Raw genomic sequence first — 16,489 nt, 5'->3', positions numbered from 1 at the left:
TTTTAAAAATTCATATTCGCAGTTAAAGTAACGTGGGTATCACTTGGCAGTTGCGCAAAGTACGATTGTTTAGCGCCGCCAAAATACCTCATCGATGTACCGAGAGTCCAACTACTATTCACTTCACGGTGAATACCAGCTGTCACAACCATGCCACCATCATCAGGGGAATATAAAAGATCTAGCTTCGGGTTGTAATCGTGATTGGACAAGCTCCAATGCAACATCACATTATGGCGATTGCGACCCTCACTCAAAAAGGCTGCCGCAGAGGCATACCTAACCCCATCCCAGCCAGCTCCCTGCTCCCGGTACCAGCGGGCATTCTCTGACAGTTTTTTCCAGTCACGCGTATGCCACGCCCGACTATCAAACCAGTATTCCGCAATCACTGTGTGTCCTGCCCTGTGGGTCCAGGTCATGCCTAATAGGGCCTGCCAGCCATCGCTCTGCTCTGCCTCACGGGGTGAAACGCTAGCTTCCGGTGCATCGGGCTTTAGCCACTGACGATAACGCTGCTGATAACGGCCCTCGCTGTGCAACTCCCAAGACTCTCCATAGGTCGCAACCCAGCTAGAGCCGATATTCAGACCGCGCTGATCATCTAGGTAGCCAAGTAATTGCCACTCGCTCTCACCCTCCAACTGATACCAACGTGCAGCTATTCCTTTCGGAAGTGCCTCATCAATAAGCTGACTTGCATTGGCATCAACCAGCATCAGGCTCAGCTCTCCGCTGGCAGTGAAGCGACTGGCAGACACTACAGCAACCCCCTCATTCGTGCGCAGAGATACAGGATTGCGTTCCATAGGCAGGAATAAATCCAACGGTCTATGGGCATAGCTCACGCCATAATCCAGGCGCCGCTTACCCGCTAACAAATCCCAGTCAAACCAGCCCCCCTGCCAGAAGAACTCTTCTACAATCAGCTCAGACTCCTCGCCAGCGCCATTATCCGCTTCATGCAGCACAGATACCTGCCCCTCCCAACCTGCTAACTGTAGGGCACCTTGTAATTTTGCCTGGCGCTCATACCCTGACTCAATATCGAAAATGGCACTTTCCGAACGGCTCTTGGCATTAACAGCCACGGCCAACTCCCACTGCTGTGCAAGCGATGCAGCCTTGAGCTCACTCGCCGAAAACAACATCAATAACAGCCAAAAAGCATTCCTTCTCATCATCACCTCCTGTTTGATAGAGGCAATTTAGCAATGCTGTTTGTCGACTCCAGCCCAACTGATCAGTGGTATTTATATAAGATAAGTAGTAACTGGATTGGATAGATGGCAAGCAATAACTCTTGAGGGATTAAATATGCTTGTGGGGAATAAAATAATGAATCCGGCCCTCTAAAGATCTATGCCTTCAAATAAGTATCGTTTAGCTAACTGAGTTCTGCAGACAAAGTGACTCGCGGTCCATACATAGCCCGAATTAAGTACCCTGTCATCCAAGGCAAAAAAACGTACCCCCCCAGGAATGCCTCTTAAGGGCAAAGCAAACACTCGTCACTATTGCTAAACCACCAAACAACTTCGAAACAGGTGAAGATTTTTAGCCTGCCGCGACGAAATTAACTAAAAATACCTTAAAAACCACAATTGGTGGAACCGTACCAATTGGCAAGAGTCCATCCTTTAACTCATTTAACACCGGCCATTACCTAATAGCGATAATTCGGGGGAAGAATGCCTGGTTTACTTAAAATTTTTAATGCGCTCACCTTAACCCTATTTCTGGCAGCCTGCAGTGGGGGCTCTGGAGGAGGCAACTCCGACAACAATCAGCCAAATGGTGAAACTAACAGCGGATCTAATAACGGAACGAGCTCCGGTAACGACGAGGGGAATGAGGGGAATGAGGGGAATGAGGGGAATGAGGGGAATGATGATAATGCTACCGATACCGGTGACTACACATTTAACCCTGCCACTCCTCTAAGTACATTAGTGGTAGGCAGTAGTGAGTATGCCCAAGGCTCGCTTAAGCTAGAAAATACCGATAGTAAAAGTCCCACATTCCAGGCGGGCAATTTTTCTGGAGAGTATGGTGACTATAAACTCTATGACAGTGGCAATTGGGAATACCAGCTGAATAGCAATACAAATAGCTTGAATAACGGCGCTACTGTCGAAGACACCATTACTTTTCCACTGAGCAATGGCGACCAACTCAGCGTAACCTTTTCAATTCAGACGATTGAAGCCACGCAAAATAGTATCGTTTTTGTACTGGTAAATTTTTCAGATGCGTTAGTTACTGACGATGTCAGTATATCCCAGCTTGCGGATATGACATTCAACGATACCGATTCCCTTGATAACACCTATAAAGAAAATTCGTTGGGACAGCTAAAATTCAAACGCCATCTCAGCGATAACAACTCTCTCGCTCAATATTGTTATGGAGAGGAAAACAACGAAGAAAGCTCTATTGATTGCTTTATATATAGCATTCCAGATAGCCAAAACGGTGGTGTTTTGAGTGTGGAAAATGCTCAGGCTCGCGCCAGAAGCTCACAGGACAGCCAATACTCTGATGGCGGTTACACCTGGCGAGACAATGCAACCCGCTGGATCGAAAGCAGCTTTATGGATGCCAATAATCGCCCCGTAGATCTTAACGAATGGCGCCACCGTGTGTTTATATTTCCAAACGCCGCATACAACGCCGGGTTGGTTGGTACCGGGGTGGCAGCAGTAAATGGCCGTTGGAGTATCGTCACAGCAGATAGTGACCAGCTGATTATGGGGCACGAGCTTGGCCATAATATTGGCTTAGGGCATGCAGGCAATGACACCAACAATGATGGAGACACCAACGACCGAGGGGAAAGTGAATATGGCTCGGCGGCCGTATTTATGGGTAACAGCTGGCAATCCCGCTTATTTGGCAGCGCCCACAGGGAATTTATGGGGTGGTACAACAGCTTTCCCAACTATTCAAAATCTATTGGCAGAAACCCTGGTGTCACTTCGGAAATACAACTTCAAGCTATCGAGCTTACTGCTGGGGAACTTGAAAATTCCTTACCACAGCTTGTAAAAGTGGAGGCGAATGGCAGCAGCAATGGAGAGGATTACTATTTTGTGGAATATCATATTTCACACCCCATCCTCAACCCCCGCTCACAACAAGAGCAGGCTGTCACAGTACATTACCTTAAGGATGGTACTGCTAACCAAGTGGCAACACTGGAAGAACCGGGCAGTAACTTTACCGATGCCTCTGCAGGAGTAACTATCCAACTCAAATCCAGAAATGACGACACAAACACCGCCACCATTTCAGTTAGCTATTCCAATTAAATTGAGAGGATAATGCAATGCGATTTTTTCTCGCCTTTATTACCACTTTTTCACTTATCTCATATGCCTACGGAGAAGAAACTATAACAGGGGTATTAGAAGAGGAAGTTTCTGAGAACTTCAAGACCGGAAAGATCGATCATAGATTTTCTATCAAAGATGAAACTACCGGAAAATATTATTTTGTAGATGCGAAAGAAATAAAGAAGAAGGGCATGAAGTCCGGTGAGCGGGTAAGAATACGTGGAGAAAAGCAAGAGAACCGTCGGATTCAAATAAAGGAAACCCAGAGGATTCTTCGCGAAGAATAAACCTGCATTAATCGGCCACCTAAAAACCTGCGCCAGGGCATCCACTTCATCCAATGAGCCCTGGCGACGTAGAAACCTTCCAGATAGCCCAATGCAATAAGCCGCCCCGTTTTTGCTATTATTTCACTGGTTACATTCAGGAATTTGCCAACCCTCTGATGTTGGCGATACATATACCAGGGAGTAGCGGATGAAAACAGTTGTATCAATCGTTCTGGGTATCGCTCTATCACAATCACCATTTGCAAGTGCCGCTTGGACGCAACAGGCACGCATTGATTACCTCAAAGTACATAGCCAAGGCGTAGATATTCAGTTAAAAGGATTTAAAAACGACAGTGCTGAGGTGGTATGTCTCGACACTAGTACTTTTGTACTAGTCAGCGACGATTCACAAATCTATGACACTAAAGTCTCTTTCTTACTCTCTGCCTATATGTCCAAAACACCGGTGAACTTTAGTTATTACGGGTGCCATGAGGATAAGATACGGTTGAGTTCCGTTATGATCAAGGATTGACCTACTCCATAAAGTACAAGGGAAAGAATTAGGCATGCTCGGAGGATACAAGGAAGTATCCACTACATCATAGAAAAAAAGTTGAGGGAAGTTGAATCAATTCAAATTTCTTATAGAAGATCCGCCTAGAAGTTAAGCGGACCTTAAACAATCAATCGTTAGCAATTATCAAGGAATTACAACCTCTTCGATTGCCACAGATTCAATCACTGGATCAGCGATGATGGTAACATTTTCCAACCCATAATATTCCACAACCCAGGAATAACTTTCAAAAATTTCGTATCGACTGGGGTAAGCATTACCCACAACGTCCCAGCGCTTACGGGATTTAGAGTAGCTGGAGCCTTTGATAACACCAGTCAACCTGAATTCATCACCGTTATGAGGGTTGGTGACGGTGCTGGTATAAGGGATTTCAACTTCGCTATTTTCCACCATCATACGTGCCACCAATAGGCTATAGGCTGGCACATTTGCAGGCATAGCTTCTTTAACTGTCCTTTGGTTACTAACCGCTGAGGTCTCACCTACAGTAGTTGAGGCAGAGAAAGTTTCAGAAAAATTGAAAGTGATTGACCCGCTATTTTCAACAGTACCGGGCACACCCACCTTGTACCCCTCGGTTAAGCTCACTCCGGCAGTCACCGAGATGCCGAGTGTATTACTCCAGGTGTCAGTTTCACTCTTGCCATCGGTATACCAAACCTCGGTGCTATCACTCTGAGTCACATCAGAAATGTTTTCCAGTAACCGTTCGCCAAAGAACGTTTTAGTGTTCTCAGGGGTCTCTACGATTTGATCCCAGTGTATTTCCACTCCACTCTCAATCAAATCAAAGCGGTCGGCCACGCAGGGATAAATACTCCAAATTTTACTGTCGCCCGCGGTACCAGCAAAACCCACCACTGAACGAGCATCAATGCTTAGGTGATACTCCTGCCACTTATGCCAGCCATTGTTACTGCCAAAGGTTATTTCCCTGGTAGCGTTATTAGACATATCTTTCAAGTACACACGGACCCGGGAAATATTACCATCACGCTTCTTATAAAATCGCCAGCCTTGGATATATTCCATATCACCAAGAAGTTTTCGGAAACCAGAACCCGTAGTTTTCCCTACTTCATCATCATCGGCATATAGGTATTCGAGCTTGAGACCCTTAATACGTTCGTCTCCACTATAGCTAGTAATAGCGGCTATTTTATCCCCCGGTACACGCTTGGAGGCGTAGCTATCGCACATATCAAAATCACTGCCATTACCACTCTTACCATATGAAAATATATCATCGTATCTTAAGGTACCTCCGTTATCTGCGGTATTAAAATAAAGGTCCAATATGTTGGTTGTTGCCGCAGCTGGGCCGGCAAGTACAAGCATGATCATCATCGTAAGAATATACTTCATGGTATCCACCCTTTTTTTGCGTTATCAATCGGTCATTCTTTGTTACCTCAATACATCTATCAAAAAAGTTATTTTCCCCTTGCTCACCTCCTATGATTGCCTAATGGAACTCCATCCTGTGTGAGATTCTGTCATGACATATACATATCTTTTAATAGCTTGGCTTATAGCCTCCGAAAAACTCACCAATCACCAGAAGCTTCCCACTACCAAAGCTGTAGCAATCAAAAGCAACACTGAAAGCACGCGGTAGTTACGCCATAGTGGCTCTTTGCGCAATGTTTCAGTCTCCGCATCAAAGTCTTTGCGAGACCAAACAAATTCTTTTACTTCTTCGCTGATCCTTTCCGGTGAAATCAAGCTGGAAACCACTAAAACCAAAGCACAAAAAACATAGAGAATTGGCGCAATATAGAGAAAGTGAAGATCGGTCCAGTCCAGTACCTCATTAGCCAAAAAGAGACCTGCACCGCCAGAAGTACCCAAAGCCAAGGTTGTAATAGCACCCTTGGAAGTTGCGCCTGACCAGAAGAACCCGATCAGGAAGAGAGCCAAAACTGGGGGTACAGCATAAGAAAGAACTTTTTGCAGATACTGAAATAAAGAACCAAAATTTTCTATCTGTGGTGCCCACAGCACAGCCAAGACCATAAAGATAAAGGTAACCAACTGCCCCACTCGCATCAGTTGGTGTTGATTCAATGTAGGGAAACGCTCCCGCACAAAATCCATGGTTACCAGAGTGGATGCGGAGTTAAGCGTTGAGTCAATCTGAGACATAAGCGCTGCAACAAAGCCAGCTAAAACCAATCCAAGAATGCCCACAGGTAACAGCTCAAACAACAAGGTGGGATACACCATGTCAGCTCGCTCCAACTCTGGGAACAAAACAATAGCCATGGTACCGGGCAAGACCATAATAAAAAGGACTGGCAGTTTAAGAAGACCAGCAAACAGCGCCCCCCAGCGTCCATGATTAATATCCTTGGCACTCAACACCCGCTGCACCATAAATTGATTAGTGCACCAGAAGTAGAAACCCAGTAGGGCCACTCCAGTGACCAACCCCAGCCAAGGTACACTGGCATCCCCAATTGGGCGTATCAGGCTCAGTTGATGGGCGGAAACCTGGGAAACTACATTCTCCCAGCCATCGGCGCGATCCAAGGCAAAAATACTGATTAAAATTGAACCGACAATCAGCAACAGCGCCTGGATAGTATCGGTGTAGATTACTGCGGCCAAGCCGCCGGCAATCGTATATACACCGGCAATTACTGCCAGTATCGAAATCGTCACCGACATCGGCATCTCTGGAAAAATCAGCTTCATTACCAAGCCTCCGGCATAGAGGCTACCGGCGGTATCCACCACGATATTCAGAAAAATGGTCAAACCGGAAAAGTAAGTTCTGGCCGTGCGATTAAAACGCCGCTCCAACATCTCAGGCATGGTATAGATGCGGGAGCGAAGAATTGTAGGAAGATAAAAAATAGCGAAAAACACAAGGATGACCGCTGCCATCCATTCATAGTTGAAGACCGCAATGCCCGTGCTGTAGGCATCACCTGCCAAACCAATCAGGGTGGTGCTAGATATATTGGAAGCAAATAGGGAAAGGCCTATCAAGGGCCAAACCATTTTACGTCCAGCGAGGAAATAATCCTCTGCGGTATCGTGTCGGCGGCTGAGGTAAAGCCCCAAACCGATGGTGAAAACGAAATATACGACCACAATGATCGCATCGATGGGGTGGAGACCAAAATCGACCGACATAACTCCCTCGTTCATCGCAAGCAGCGTATTTTTAGAATGATTTGCTGAAACTTGCAAAAAATTAAATCACAGTGGTTTAATTAAGTAAAGAAAACCTGGGAAAACGTACAAATTACTTTAAAATCAACTAGTTAGAATTATTTCATATCGTTTCACTTTCATTGAAAACGATAAGTAAAGGTTCTAAAATTCGAAATGTTCTATTTGTCACAACACAGCTAATGATCGACTTGCGGGTTGACGTTTTTACTAAAGGGGGGCTCGGATGGGCAAAGGAAGTAACTCTAGTGGCTTGCGCCGTTACAACGAACGGGTGCTACTGACGGCCTTGCGCAAATCAGGAAGCGCCTCGAAATCCGACTTGGCCCGTCTCACCAACCTCACTCCCCAGGCCGTTACACGCATTGTGGATGAGCTGGAAAGCACCGGCATGGTTATGCGGGAGGGGCGCAGGCTCGGCGGCAAAGGTCAGCCCTCCATCATGTACACCATCAATCCTACCGGCGCCTACTCCATAGGCATTAAAGTTGGGCGGCGCAATGTTGAATTACACTTAACAGATTTCGGCGGCAATGTTCTCAAGAAGATATGCCAGGAATTTGATTGCCCCGAACCCGATTTTCTACTCAAAAACATCGAAGCGGGCATCAAAAGCTTAAGTGCTGAACTAGCCAGGAAAGACCAATCCAAACTTGTTGGCATAGGCATCGCCATGCCCTGGTTTATCGGTGCCTGGACCAAAGAGCTGGAGATGAGCGAAGTCCTGGCGGAAAAATGGCGAGAAATAAACTTCGCAGAAGAGGTCTCCAAAGTCACACATCTGCCTGTCTTTTTCGAGAATGACTGCTCGGCAGCAGCAGTCGCCGAGCTGCAGTTCGGCAAAGGAACTGAAGTTTCCGATTTTCTCTATATTTTTGTCGGCACTTTTATCGGCGGTGGCCTGGTGCTCAATAGCAGCTTGGAGGCTGGCGTTCATGGTAACTCCGGCAACCTGGCCACTATGCCAGTCCCCGCCTCCAAGCTCAGCAGCACCCCAAAAGCCGAAGGGGCTTTCGAGATCCTACTCAATCGAGCCTCCCTATTTGGCCTGCGCCGACACCTGCGTACTAACAAAATCAATATCAATGACTCCTCCGATTTATTGTCAGTTATGGATGAAGCGCGCCCGCTGATACAGGAATGGTTGGATGACTGCGCAGATGCACTGGTATACGCCATTCTCTCTGCAGTCAGTGTGCTGGACCTTGAGGCCGTTATTATCGATGCGCACCTGCCGCGCTTCCTGCTAGAGGAACTGGTGGAAACAATCTCCAGGCGAATGCAGCAAGTTGCTCCACCCGGTGTTTTCAAACCTCAAATAATGAGCGGTAGGATCGGCATTGATGCCATCGCGATTGGTGGCGCCATCCTGCCCTTTTATTCCAATTTTGCACCAGACAAAACGGTGCTACTGAAGGGCGGCGTGCCTGAACGAGTCCCGGTTTAGCCAGGCACGGCAGAAATTTTGCAGCCAGCCAATGGGGTTTTAAAACCATATTGGCTCGTTTATACATAATGATAATAGCGAGGTGACCAGCGAATGGCGTTCAACTTAGCAGACAAATGGGTTTGGGATTTTTGGTTCGCTGTTGATGGCGATCAATACCATATATTTTATCTACAAGCAGATAAATCCCTTGGTGATCCAGAGTTGCGCCATTGGAATGTCTCAATCGGCCACGCCATTTCCACAGATCTGATTCATTGGAACCCAGTGCAGGACGCGATAAAACCCTCCCCTTATCAGGAAGGTGATCCCTGCGAGGCTGCAGATTCCTATACCACCTGGACCGGCTGTGTACACAAGGAAGACGACACCTGGTATATGTTTTATACAGGCACCAAACGTTCGGAAAAAGGGCTAATTCAGCGGGTCTGCCTGGCCACCTCCAAGGATCTTTTAAACTGGCAAAAACACCCGGAAAATCCGCTGGTTGAATTGGACCCCAGGTATTATGACGGCCTGAATCTGGATTACTGGCATGATGCCTCTTGGCGCGACCCCTGGATTGTTAAAGATCCCAGTAAGCCTGTTTATCATATGTATGTCACCGCCCGCTGTAATCAGGGCAGTCCCGACGGGCGCGGCGTTGTGGGCTATGCCAGCTCCACCGATCTCATTCATTGGAAGGTCGGAGAACCTATACTGGCGCCGGGCTGGTATGGTGAAATGGAAGTCCCTCAAATTGAGGAAATCCAGGGTCGCTACTATCTTTTCTGCTCGGTCTCCAGCAAATTCCACAGCCAAGCTCACCGTGACTCTATGAGTGGAACACCTCTTAGCGGTACCAAATACTTTGTCTCCGACTCCCTAAATGGCCCCTATAAAGTTATTGGCGATGGCTTCCTCGGCGCTGACGAACAGGGCAGCCTGTATTCCGGCCGGGTGGTACAGGGGCCAGACCAACACTGGTACCTGCTCGCTTTTAATCGCGACGATGCACAAGGCAATTTTATCGGCGGGGTTTGCGATCCCCAAAAGATCGAATTCCTTGAGGACGGACAGTTAAAACTGGCATAACAGCCGTAAGGTTGTTCACAGTATTCAGGGAGTGTTGGCATGGAAACATTAATGCCGCTCCTAAAATATCTATTAGGGCCTGAAAACTAACTTTTGCGCTATGGGAATTTCAAAAATGAGAATTTCCCATAGTTTCGCGATTTAATAGATATTTGTCCCTCTAGAGCACAGATTCAGTTCCCTTCAATCCCGTCGACATCTACAAGCAAAGCTTACTTATAGACTCCCCTGACTCACCTCCCCTTCAGTGAAAATTAACTCTCACTGATTGATTTAATTATTTTTCTTTCTTCTAAAGTCTTCTTTTGCTCACAATATTGTTGCCCAGATTAAATCACAGTGGTTTAATAAATAAAAATGGCCGTGTAGCCAGACCTAACAAGCAGATAGTAGAGCCCAAGCCAATGGGCCGTCAGAGAAAACTAATAACCATAAGAGATGATTGAGGAGAGCGTCGTGAAGGCAGAGGACTTTCAAACCGATTGCAAGCAGGCCGGGGGCTTTAAACCGAGTTCAATCGCCCTGGCGGTAGCAGTGGCATCCAGTATCAGTGCCCCGACAATTGCCCAAGAACAGCCGGAGATCGAAGAAGTCATCATTACCGCTACGGCACGCCCCGTAACGAAAATGGAATCCAGCATCTCCGTCAGCGCCCTAGATACCGAAGAGCTATCCAACTACGCTCCCCGCTCAACCGCAGAAGTTTTCCGCAGCCTGCCAGGTATACGCGCCGAATCTTCTGGTGGCGGCGGCAATGCCAATATCACAGTCAGGGGAATCCCACTGGCCACTGGCGGCTCAAAATATATGCAGATCCACGAGGATGGGCTGCCAGTACTCGAATACGGCGATATCAATTTCGGCAATACCGACAACTTTATTCGAGCCGATTCCTCCCTATCCCGCATTGAAAGTGTACGCGGCGGTTCCGCCTCTACTTTTGCCAGCAATTCCCCGGGGGGTGTGATCAATATGATCAGCAAAACCGGAGAAGAGCAAGGTGGGAACATCGGCCTCTCCTTTGGGGCCGATTACGATGAAACCCGCCTGAACTTCGGCTACGGGCACCACCTCAGCGATACCCTGCGGTTTTATGTAGGCGGCTTCCTACGCGAGGGGGAAGGTGTTCGTGAAACCGGCTTTGATGGCGATTCCGGTGGCCAATTAAAGGCCAATCTCACCAAAGATTTTGACAACGGTTATGTGCGCCTTTACTACAAACACCTGGACGATCGGGTGACCACTTACCTACCCGGCCCGGTAATTTATAAAGGCAATGGAGAGTTCGGCACTGTAGCCAACTTCGATGCCAGCAGTCAGACCCTGCACTCAGACAATTACCGCGATATTTCCACTTTCGATGCCTATGGCAACCCGGCAAATCGGGATCTCAGCGACGGTATTGAATCCCTGGTAGAAGCCTATGGATTTGAGAGTCAATTTGAATTTGAGAATGGCTGGACCATTACTGACAAGTTCAGAATTTCCGATATAAGCGGTAGCTTTATCTCTCCATTTACTGACACCTTTGGCAATTACGGTCCACAATCCGCACAGAGCATGGCAGACCAGATCTGTGTTAACGCCATTAGCGGGAATGGCTCCGCCGTTGACTGCAGCGCAGGAACTTCCGTGACCTACGCCAATGGTGGAGAGGTCGATGAATTAGCCTATTTGAACCTGCTGTTTGATACAAAAATCCATGACCTGGGCTTGATCGTCAACGATTTCAAAGTCGACAAGCTCATTAATGACAATATTGTTGTTTCCGCAGGCTTTTACTATTCCAAACAAAATATCAAAACCAGCTGGAATAGTTGGAATGCCTTAATCCAAACCGTAGATGGCAGTGACTCACAAAACCTAACTATCACAGCGAATGCCAATGGGGATGTATTAGTAGACGACGGCCTCTGGTCAGCAAGCTTCCTGTCTTGGGCCTGGGATCTGGAATATGAAACCTACGCTCCCTATATGAACGTGTCCTTCGATGTCGGCGACTTCACCTTCGATATCAGTGCACGTCACGATATGGTCAATGCAGAAGGCTCCCTGGTTTCCAGTTGCTGTGGCGGCGATACCGATTACGATATCAACGGAGACGGCATTATCAGCGATGTGGAGGATGCCAGCGCATCGGATGCCTTCGGGTTTACCGGTGGCGTTATCACCATGGCCAACGATAATACTCAACTAGTCGACTACGATGCAGATAACACCTCCTTCTCCCTTGGCGGTAACTATGCAATTAACGAGAGTATGGCAATATTTGCCCGCTACAGCGAAGGTGGCCGCGCAATTGCCGACCGCCTGCTGCAAATTAACGGCGCTTTAAATAGTGATGGTAGCCTCAGCAACACCACTGATGGCTTTGACTCTGTCGACCAGCTGGAAATTGGTTACAAATTTACTGCTGGCGATTTCGATATTTTTGCCACCTACTTCAATACCGTCACTGAAGAAACCAATGCGGAAATCACCAGCGGCCTAACTTTCGTACGCGAGTATGAAGCACAAGGTATAGAGCTGGAAGGCTCCTATATTTATGGCGATTTCTCGGTTAACGGCAACCTGACCTGGACGGATGCCGAAATCAACAAAGATGCAAATAACCCATCGGTAGTCGGCAATACTCCCCGCCGTCAGGCAGATATTATTTACACCATTACCCCTCAGTATAATTTTGGTGACAGCCTAACCTTCGGCGCCAGCCTGCAGGGCACCACCGAGTACTACGTTTCCGATTCCAACCAGCTGAAACAAGATGGTTATGTCTTGGTAAATCTGTTCGGCTCTTATTATGTTACTGAGGATCTCACCGTTTCCTTTAACGTAAACAACCTTACTGATGAATTTGTTGTAACTGAGGTTGAAGAGTCTTACGCAGAAGCGGGAGATATTGTTCGAGGCAGGGCCATCAGCGGCCGCTCCACCAGTGTCAGCTTCAATTACACTTTTTGATCGTTGTCCTCCCTACTCCAGTAAGTCGTTTGCAGCCCGCTTAGGGCTTCTTGCAAACACCGGGTGTCCAGCCTCCCCGTTGGCACCCGGTCTTTTTCGTTAACGAAAAACTTACTGTAATCACTCCTCCTATGGAGTAGCCTGTTAAAATAAACCGACAAAGTATCTCTATAAATAGAATACCCAGCCAGTGGAGCAAATTAGGATGGAAGTGCAAGGCAAAGCAGTAAATACCTTGCTTGGAGGCATAGAAGCCGGCGGCACAAAATTTAATTGTGCAATCGCCGCAGGTCCCAATGATGTCTGGGAGAGGGCCAGCTTCCCAACCACCACCCCGGAAGAAACCCTCGGTCAGGTCATTGAATTTTTCCAGGCCGGCGCCCAACGCCATGGCCCCATTTCCGCACTGGGTATCGCAAGCTTCGGCCCGGTGGATTTGAACCCGCAATCGAGCCAGTACGGGTTTATCACTAACACCCCAAAAAGCGGATGGTCCAATACCAACCTGGCCGGCCAGTTGCGGGTGGCCCTTTCTATCCCCGTGGCCTTCGACACTGATGTTAATGGTGCGGCACTGGGAGAGCACCTGTGCGGCGCCGCTGCGGGTGTAAAGAATTTTGTCTACGTCACCATCGGCACCGGTATCGGCGCCGGGGTCATGGTAGACAGCAAACTGATTAACGGTGCCATACACCCGGAAATCGGCCATATGTTGATGCCACAGGATCGACGAAAAGACCCCTACCCAGGCCACTGCCCATTCCATGGCAATTGCCTGGAAGGCCTCGCCTGCGGCCCCGCCATTGAAGACCGCTGGGGCCTGCGCGGCCAGAGTATGGACAGCAACCATCCAGCCTGGGATCTACAGGCGGAATACCTAGCCACCATGTGTATAAACCTGACCAGCTGCTACTCACCGGAACGAATCATCCTCGGTGGTGGCGTTATGGAACAAGCGCACCTGTTTACACGCATTCACGACAAGTTTCTCAACCTAGCGGGTGGTTATTTCCCCCAGGTATCCCAGGGCAATATCCGCTCTTTTATAGTCCCACCAAAACTCGCCGGCCGCTCTGGCGAGGTGGGCTCTCTGCGTATGGCCCAGGTGCTTTGCCCCGGCTGTTAGATAACCAAATCCTCCCTTACAGGATGTGGAAGCGCCAGGGGAATATTCCTGGCGCCACTTCACCCGCCAAACTGCGCCCCACAACTCCCTTTCCAACTTATATACTCATCTTTGCGACTGTTGGCACAGCGCAAGGTAGCTAGTCTCGTATCCGATCTGATAGGCTTGTCAGTCTTGACCGCCTTAGGACGCGGCTGAGCACACTTAAGCGTGGCTCATTAAGGGATAAAGATGAAAATAATTAAAATATTGTTTATAGGCTTAATGGTTTTGGCCACTCAGTTTGTGCAAGCCGGCACCGCTGAACCCACAACATTTACCCGCCAGGGCATTCTCTCTTACAACTTTCATTCCGACTTACTGGGGCGTGGATTTGTAATTGATGTGCTACTGCCGCTCTCCTTTAACCCGGAAGACAATACCCAGTATCCGGTCATATATATGACCGACGGGTATATGAATTTCCCTATGGTGGCACCGAACCTAATCCACGAACAGGTACCCGATGAGCAAGGCAATACCAAGCTGCCGCCAGTGATTCTTGTAGGCATCTCACACCCACTGGACAGTTCCAACTTCACCTTGCGTTTAACAGATTTTACTCCAGTACCTGGAGAGATTAGGGGGAATACTCTGGGTGGTGGCGCCAACCAATTTCTGGAATTTTTGGAGAACGAGCTCAAGCCTTTTATCAATAATTCTTTCAAGGGAGATGAAAGTGACGAAACACTGGCCGGCCACTCCCTCGGCGGGCTCTTAGCCCTGCACGCCCTCTTCAATCACACCGATAGCTTCGATCGCTATGTGATCGGCAGCCCCAGCATCTGGTGGGCCGATAAGCAAATTCTAGAAAGCGAACTCGCCTACGCTGAACGCCAAACCGATTTACCCAAAAGCGTGTATATGTTTATCGGTGGGGAGGAAATCTGTTTAACAGAAAAGGATGTCTGTGGCGTTCAAGATTTTAGGGACCTAGCTCAGCGGCTCAAGTCCCGAGATTATGAAAATTTGACTCTACGCAAACGAGTCATTAAGGGTGAAAACCACGATACCGTAGTTAATCCAGGCTACGATAAAGGGATAGAACAGGTTTTTAAAAGCAAAGTGTTACCACGAAAGTATTCGTTTTAATCGAACCTGCCGGCCCTATAGCAGAGAAACGCTACAGGGCCCTGACACTACTCGCCTGGCTTGCTATCCATTACTCATACGCGTCACTAATACACTCCTCGGCCTCCAAAAAGACCAACATAGTCTTCTCCAGACTTTCTGCTGCGTCCATAAAAGGCAAGTGATGGCTATCCTTTAGTACCGAGAAACATTTACTCCCTTTATACCTTTTATAATCTGCCTTTACCTGTAAAGGCGTGGTAATGGAATCATTTTCACCGACAACAAATAGAGCAGGAATCTGTAAATGATCGATACCTCCATTAACGCTCATCGCCTGAAGCTCATCATTCATCTTGTCAGCCAGGCTTCCACGCCGCTCCCGCCACCCGGGGAACATCTCATCAATCTTTTCGACTACTAGAAAACCAGAAATATCGACCCCGTTCGCGATGCCACCATTCGCCCTGCTCGCCCACTTTGATAGAAGCAGAGAATGTTCAGAGGGTGATTCCTGATATTTCTGTAACTCCTGTATTGCTAACTGATTGCCTTCCTTCTCCGCCCATTGCAGAGTTGCTTCTAAGCTGGTTTCTGCCTGCTTCTGCGCATCCTGAAAGGAGGAAATAAACACCAACCTCTCCAATGTCTCATGATGCTCACTCGCATAGAGAGCTGCAAGCCCCCCGCCCCAAGAGTGACCAACCAAGGTAACCTTATCTTTCTTATAGTGCGTTTTTAAAAAAGAAATAACATTGTGCACATCTTGAATATTGTTCTTTATCGTTAATGTGTCTTCGCTCACCTTAAGAGACTTGCCGGCCCCTCTTTGATGAAGATAAGCTACTAAATACCTTTCTTCGAGCGCCCGCCCAACAGTTACCTGAAATGGAACCAACCCCAACTCCACATCTCCCGGGCCGCCATGTAGAAATAGGATTAATGGTTTAGAAGGGTCACTACCAGACACCTCTAGGTGCAGCTTTGCACCATCACTATCCACTACTCCTTTATAGTCGACCTCTCCCGCAAAGGTGTGCCCGGCAAATAAAGCAAGAGAAGTCCTTACAAGGAAAACATTCAACCACTTCAAATTTAACATATCTTCACCAAAATAAAGTTATAAAAGAGCTTAGGATTTTCAGTGCCCAACTAACAAGATATAAGACAACAATACGATGCTCTGACTTCAAAGAATTTTTATTATAAAAAACCATACAAAACATCAATTTTGAGGTGAGACGAGAATAAAATCAGGTAAAGCAGGAGCCCGCTGAAAAATCTAAAAGCCCACATTCTTAATGGTTAAGAGATACATCAAATCCAAGATCTATTAATAGGAATGTGCAGCTCGTTCCGCCAGGGTTTAAGTGGCATATTTTTTTAAAATCAGTGCGACCA

The 16,489-nt window shown here is 47.7% G+C and carries 12 protein-coding genes; 8 read left to right on the top strand and 4 right to left on the bottom strand.

Annotation, left to right across the window (positions count from 1 at the left end; all coding sequences use genetic code 11):
• Positions 1 to 2: 2 nt before the first annotated feature.
• Positions 3 to 1,181, bottom strand: a complete 1,179-nt coding sequence (locus tag ACXAFI_RS05270) for a hypothetical protein (protein WP_475107953.1) — start codon at positions 1,179 to 1,181, stop codon at positions 3 to 5.
• 510 nt (positions 1,182 to 1,691) lie between these two features.
• Here ACXAFI_RS05270 and ACXAFI_RS05265 point away from each other — a divergent pair.
• The 3 genes from ACXAFI_RS05265 (at position 1,692) to ACXAFI_RS05255 (ending at position 4,142) form a co-directional block, all read left to right on the top strand.
• Positions 1,692 to 3,311: a VCBS domain-containing protein gene (locus ACXAFI_RS05265; protein ID WP_475107952.1), complete on the top strand. Its 1,620-nt coding sequence runs from the start codon at positions 1,692 to 1,694 to the stop codon at positions 3,309 to 3,311.
• A gap of 17 nt (positions 3,312 to 3,328) precedes the next feature.
• The gene (locus ACXAFI_RS05260) at positions 3,329 to 3,622 is read left to right on the top strand and encodes a hypothetical protein (RefSeq protein ID WP_475107951.1); all 294 of its coding nucleotides are present in this window, start codon (positions 3,329 to 3,331) and stop codon (positions 3,620 to 3,622) included.
• Positions 3,623 to 3,812: 190 nt separating this feature from the next.
• The gene (locus ACXAFI_RS05255) at positions 3,813 to 4,142 is read left to right on the top strand and encodes a hypothetical protein (RefSeq protein ID WP_444919531.1); all 330 of its coding nucleotides are present in this window, start codon (positions 3,813 to 3,815) and stop codon (positions 4,140 to 4,142) included.
• Positions 4,143 to 4,310: 168 nt separating this feature from the next.
• Here ACXAFI_RS05255 and ACXAFI_RS05250 read toward each other — a convergent pair whose 3' ends face one another.
• Both ACXAFI_RS05250 and ACXAFI_RS05245 read right to left on the bottom strand, forming a co-directional pair.
• The gene (locus ACXAFI_RS05250; RefSeq protein WP_475107950.1) at positions 4,311 to 5,555 is read right to left on the bottom strand and encodes a hypothetical protein; all 1,245 of its coding nucleotides are present in this window, start codon (positions 5,553 to 5,555) and stop codon (positions 4,311 to 4,313) included.
• Between the two features lie 189 nt (positions 5,556 to 5,744).
• Positions 5,745 to 7,331, bottom strand: a complete 1,587-nt coding sequence (locus tag ACXAFI_RS05245) for a sodium:solute symporter (protein ID WP_475107949.1) — start codon at positions 7,329 to 7,331, stop codon at positions 5,745 to 5,747.
• Between the two features lie 265 nt (positions 7,332 to 7,596).
• Here ACXAFI_RS05245 and ACXAFI_RS05240 point away from each other — a divergent pair, with 265 nt between their 5' ends.
• The 5 genes from ACXAFI_RS05240 to ACXAFI_RS05220 all read left to right on the top strand — a co-directional run bounded on the left by ACXAFI_RS05240 (position 7,597) and on the right by ACXAFI_RS05220 (position 15,109).
• Positions 7,597 to 8,817, top strand: coding sequence for an ROK family transcriptional regulator (locus ACXAFI_RS05240; RefSeq protein ID WP_475107948.1), 1,221 nt, complete (start codon positions 7,597 to 7,599; stop codon positions 8,815 to 8,817).
• Positions 8,818 to 8,910: 93 nt separating this feature from the next.
• A complete protein-coding gene (locus tag ACXAFI_RS05235) occupies positions 8,911 to 9,891 on the top strand; it encodes a hypothetical protein (protein ID WP_475107947.1) in 981 nt (326 codons plus the stop codon).
• Positions 9,892 to 10,347: 456 nt separating this feature from the next.
• Positions 10,348 to 12,852 carry a TonB-dependent siderophore receptor gene (locus tag ACXAFI_RS05230; RefSeq protein WP_475107946.1) on the top strand — a complete coding sequence of 835 codons (2,505 nt, stop codon included), beginning with the start codon at positions 10,348 to 10,350 and terminating at the stop codon, positions 12,850 to 12,852.
• A gap of 205 nt (positions 12,853 to 13,057) precedes the next feature.
• Positions 13,058 to 13,978, top strand: a complete 921-nt coding sequence (locus tag ACXAFI_RS05225) for an ROK family protein (RefSeq protein ID WP_475107945.1) — start codon at positions 13,058 to 13,060, stop codon at positions 13,976 to 13,978.
• A gap of 231 nt (positions 13,979 to 14,209) precedes the next feature.
• Positions 14,210 to 15,109 carry an alpha/beta hydrolase gene (locus tag ACXAFI_RS05220; protein WP_475107944.1) on the top strand — a complete coding sequence of 300 codons (900 nt, stop codon included), beginning with the start codon at positions 14,210 to 14,212 and terminating at the stop codon, positions 15,107 to 15,109.
• A gap of 70 nt (positions 15,110 to 15,179) precedes the next feature.
• Here ACXAFI_RS05220 and ACXAFI_RS05215 read toward each other — a convergent pair whose 3' ends face one another.
• Complete coding sequence (locus ACXAFI_RS05215) at positions 15,180 to 16,190, bottom strand: alpha/beta fold hydrolase (protein WP_475107943.1); 1,011 nt, start codon at positions 16,188 to 16,190, stop codon at positions 15,180 to 15,182.
• Between the last annotated feature and the right edge of the window lie 299 nt (positions 16,191 to 16,489).

This window comes from Microbulbifer sp. ABH2_005, from assembly GCF_056160005.1.
This window is presented reverse-complemented; position numbering and strand designations above follow the sequence as displayed.

Coding starts and splice junctions, on each gene's coding strand:
- ACXAFI_RS05240 (WP_475107948.1), top strand. CDS start 7,597: ATGGGCAAAGGAAGTAACTCTAGTGGCTTGCGCCGTTACAACGAACGG.
- ACXAFI_RS05220 (WP_475107944.1), top strand. CDS start 14,210: ATGAAAATAATTAAAATATTGTTTATAGGCTTAATGGTTTTGGCCACT.
- ACXAFI_RS05250 (WP_475107950.1), bottom strand. CDS start 5,555: ATGAAGTATATTCTTACGATGATGATCATGCTTGTACTTGCCGGCCCA.
- ACXAFI_RS05245 (WP_475107949.1), bottom strand. CDS start 7,331: ATGTCGGTCGATTTTGGTCTCCACCCCATCGATGCGATCATTGTGGTC.
- ACXAFI_RS05260 (WP_475107951.1), top strand. CDS start 3,329: ATGCGATTTTTTCTCGCCTTTATTACCACTTTTTCACTTATCTCATAT.
- ACXAFI_RS05235 (WP_475107947.1), top strand. CDS start 8,911: ATGGCGTTCAACTTAGCAGACAAATGGGTTTGGGATTTTTGGTTCGCT.
- ACXAFI_RS05270 (WP_475107953.1), bottom strand. CDS start 1,181: ATGAGAAGGAATGCTTTTTGGCTGTTATTGATGTTGTTTTCGGCGAGT.
- ACXAFI_RS05255 (WP_444919531.1), top strand. CDS start 3,813: ATGAAAACAGTTGTATCAATCGTTCTGGGTATCGCTCTATCACAATCA.
- ACXAFI_RS05215 (WP_475107943.1), bottom strand. CDS start 16,190: ATGTTAAATTTGAAGTGGTTGAATGTTTTCCTTGTAAGGACTTCTCTT.
- ACXAFI_RS05225 (WP_475107945.1), top strand. CDS start 13,058: ATGGAAGTGCAAGGCAAAGCAGTAAATACCTTGCTTGGAGGCATAGAA.
- ACXAFI_RS05265 (WP_475107952.1), top strand. CDS start 1,692: ATGCCTGGTTTACTTAAAATTTTTAATGCGCTCACCTTAACCCTATTT.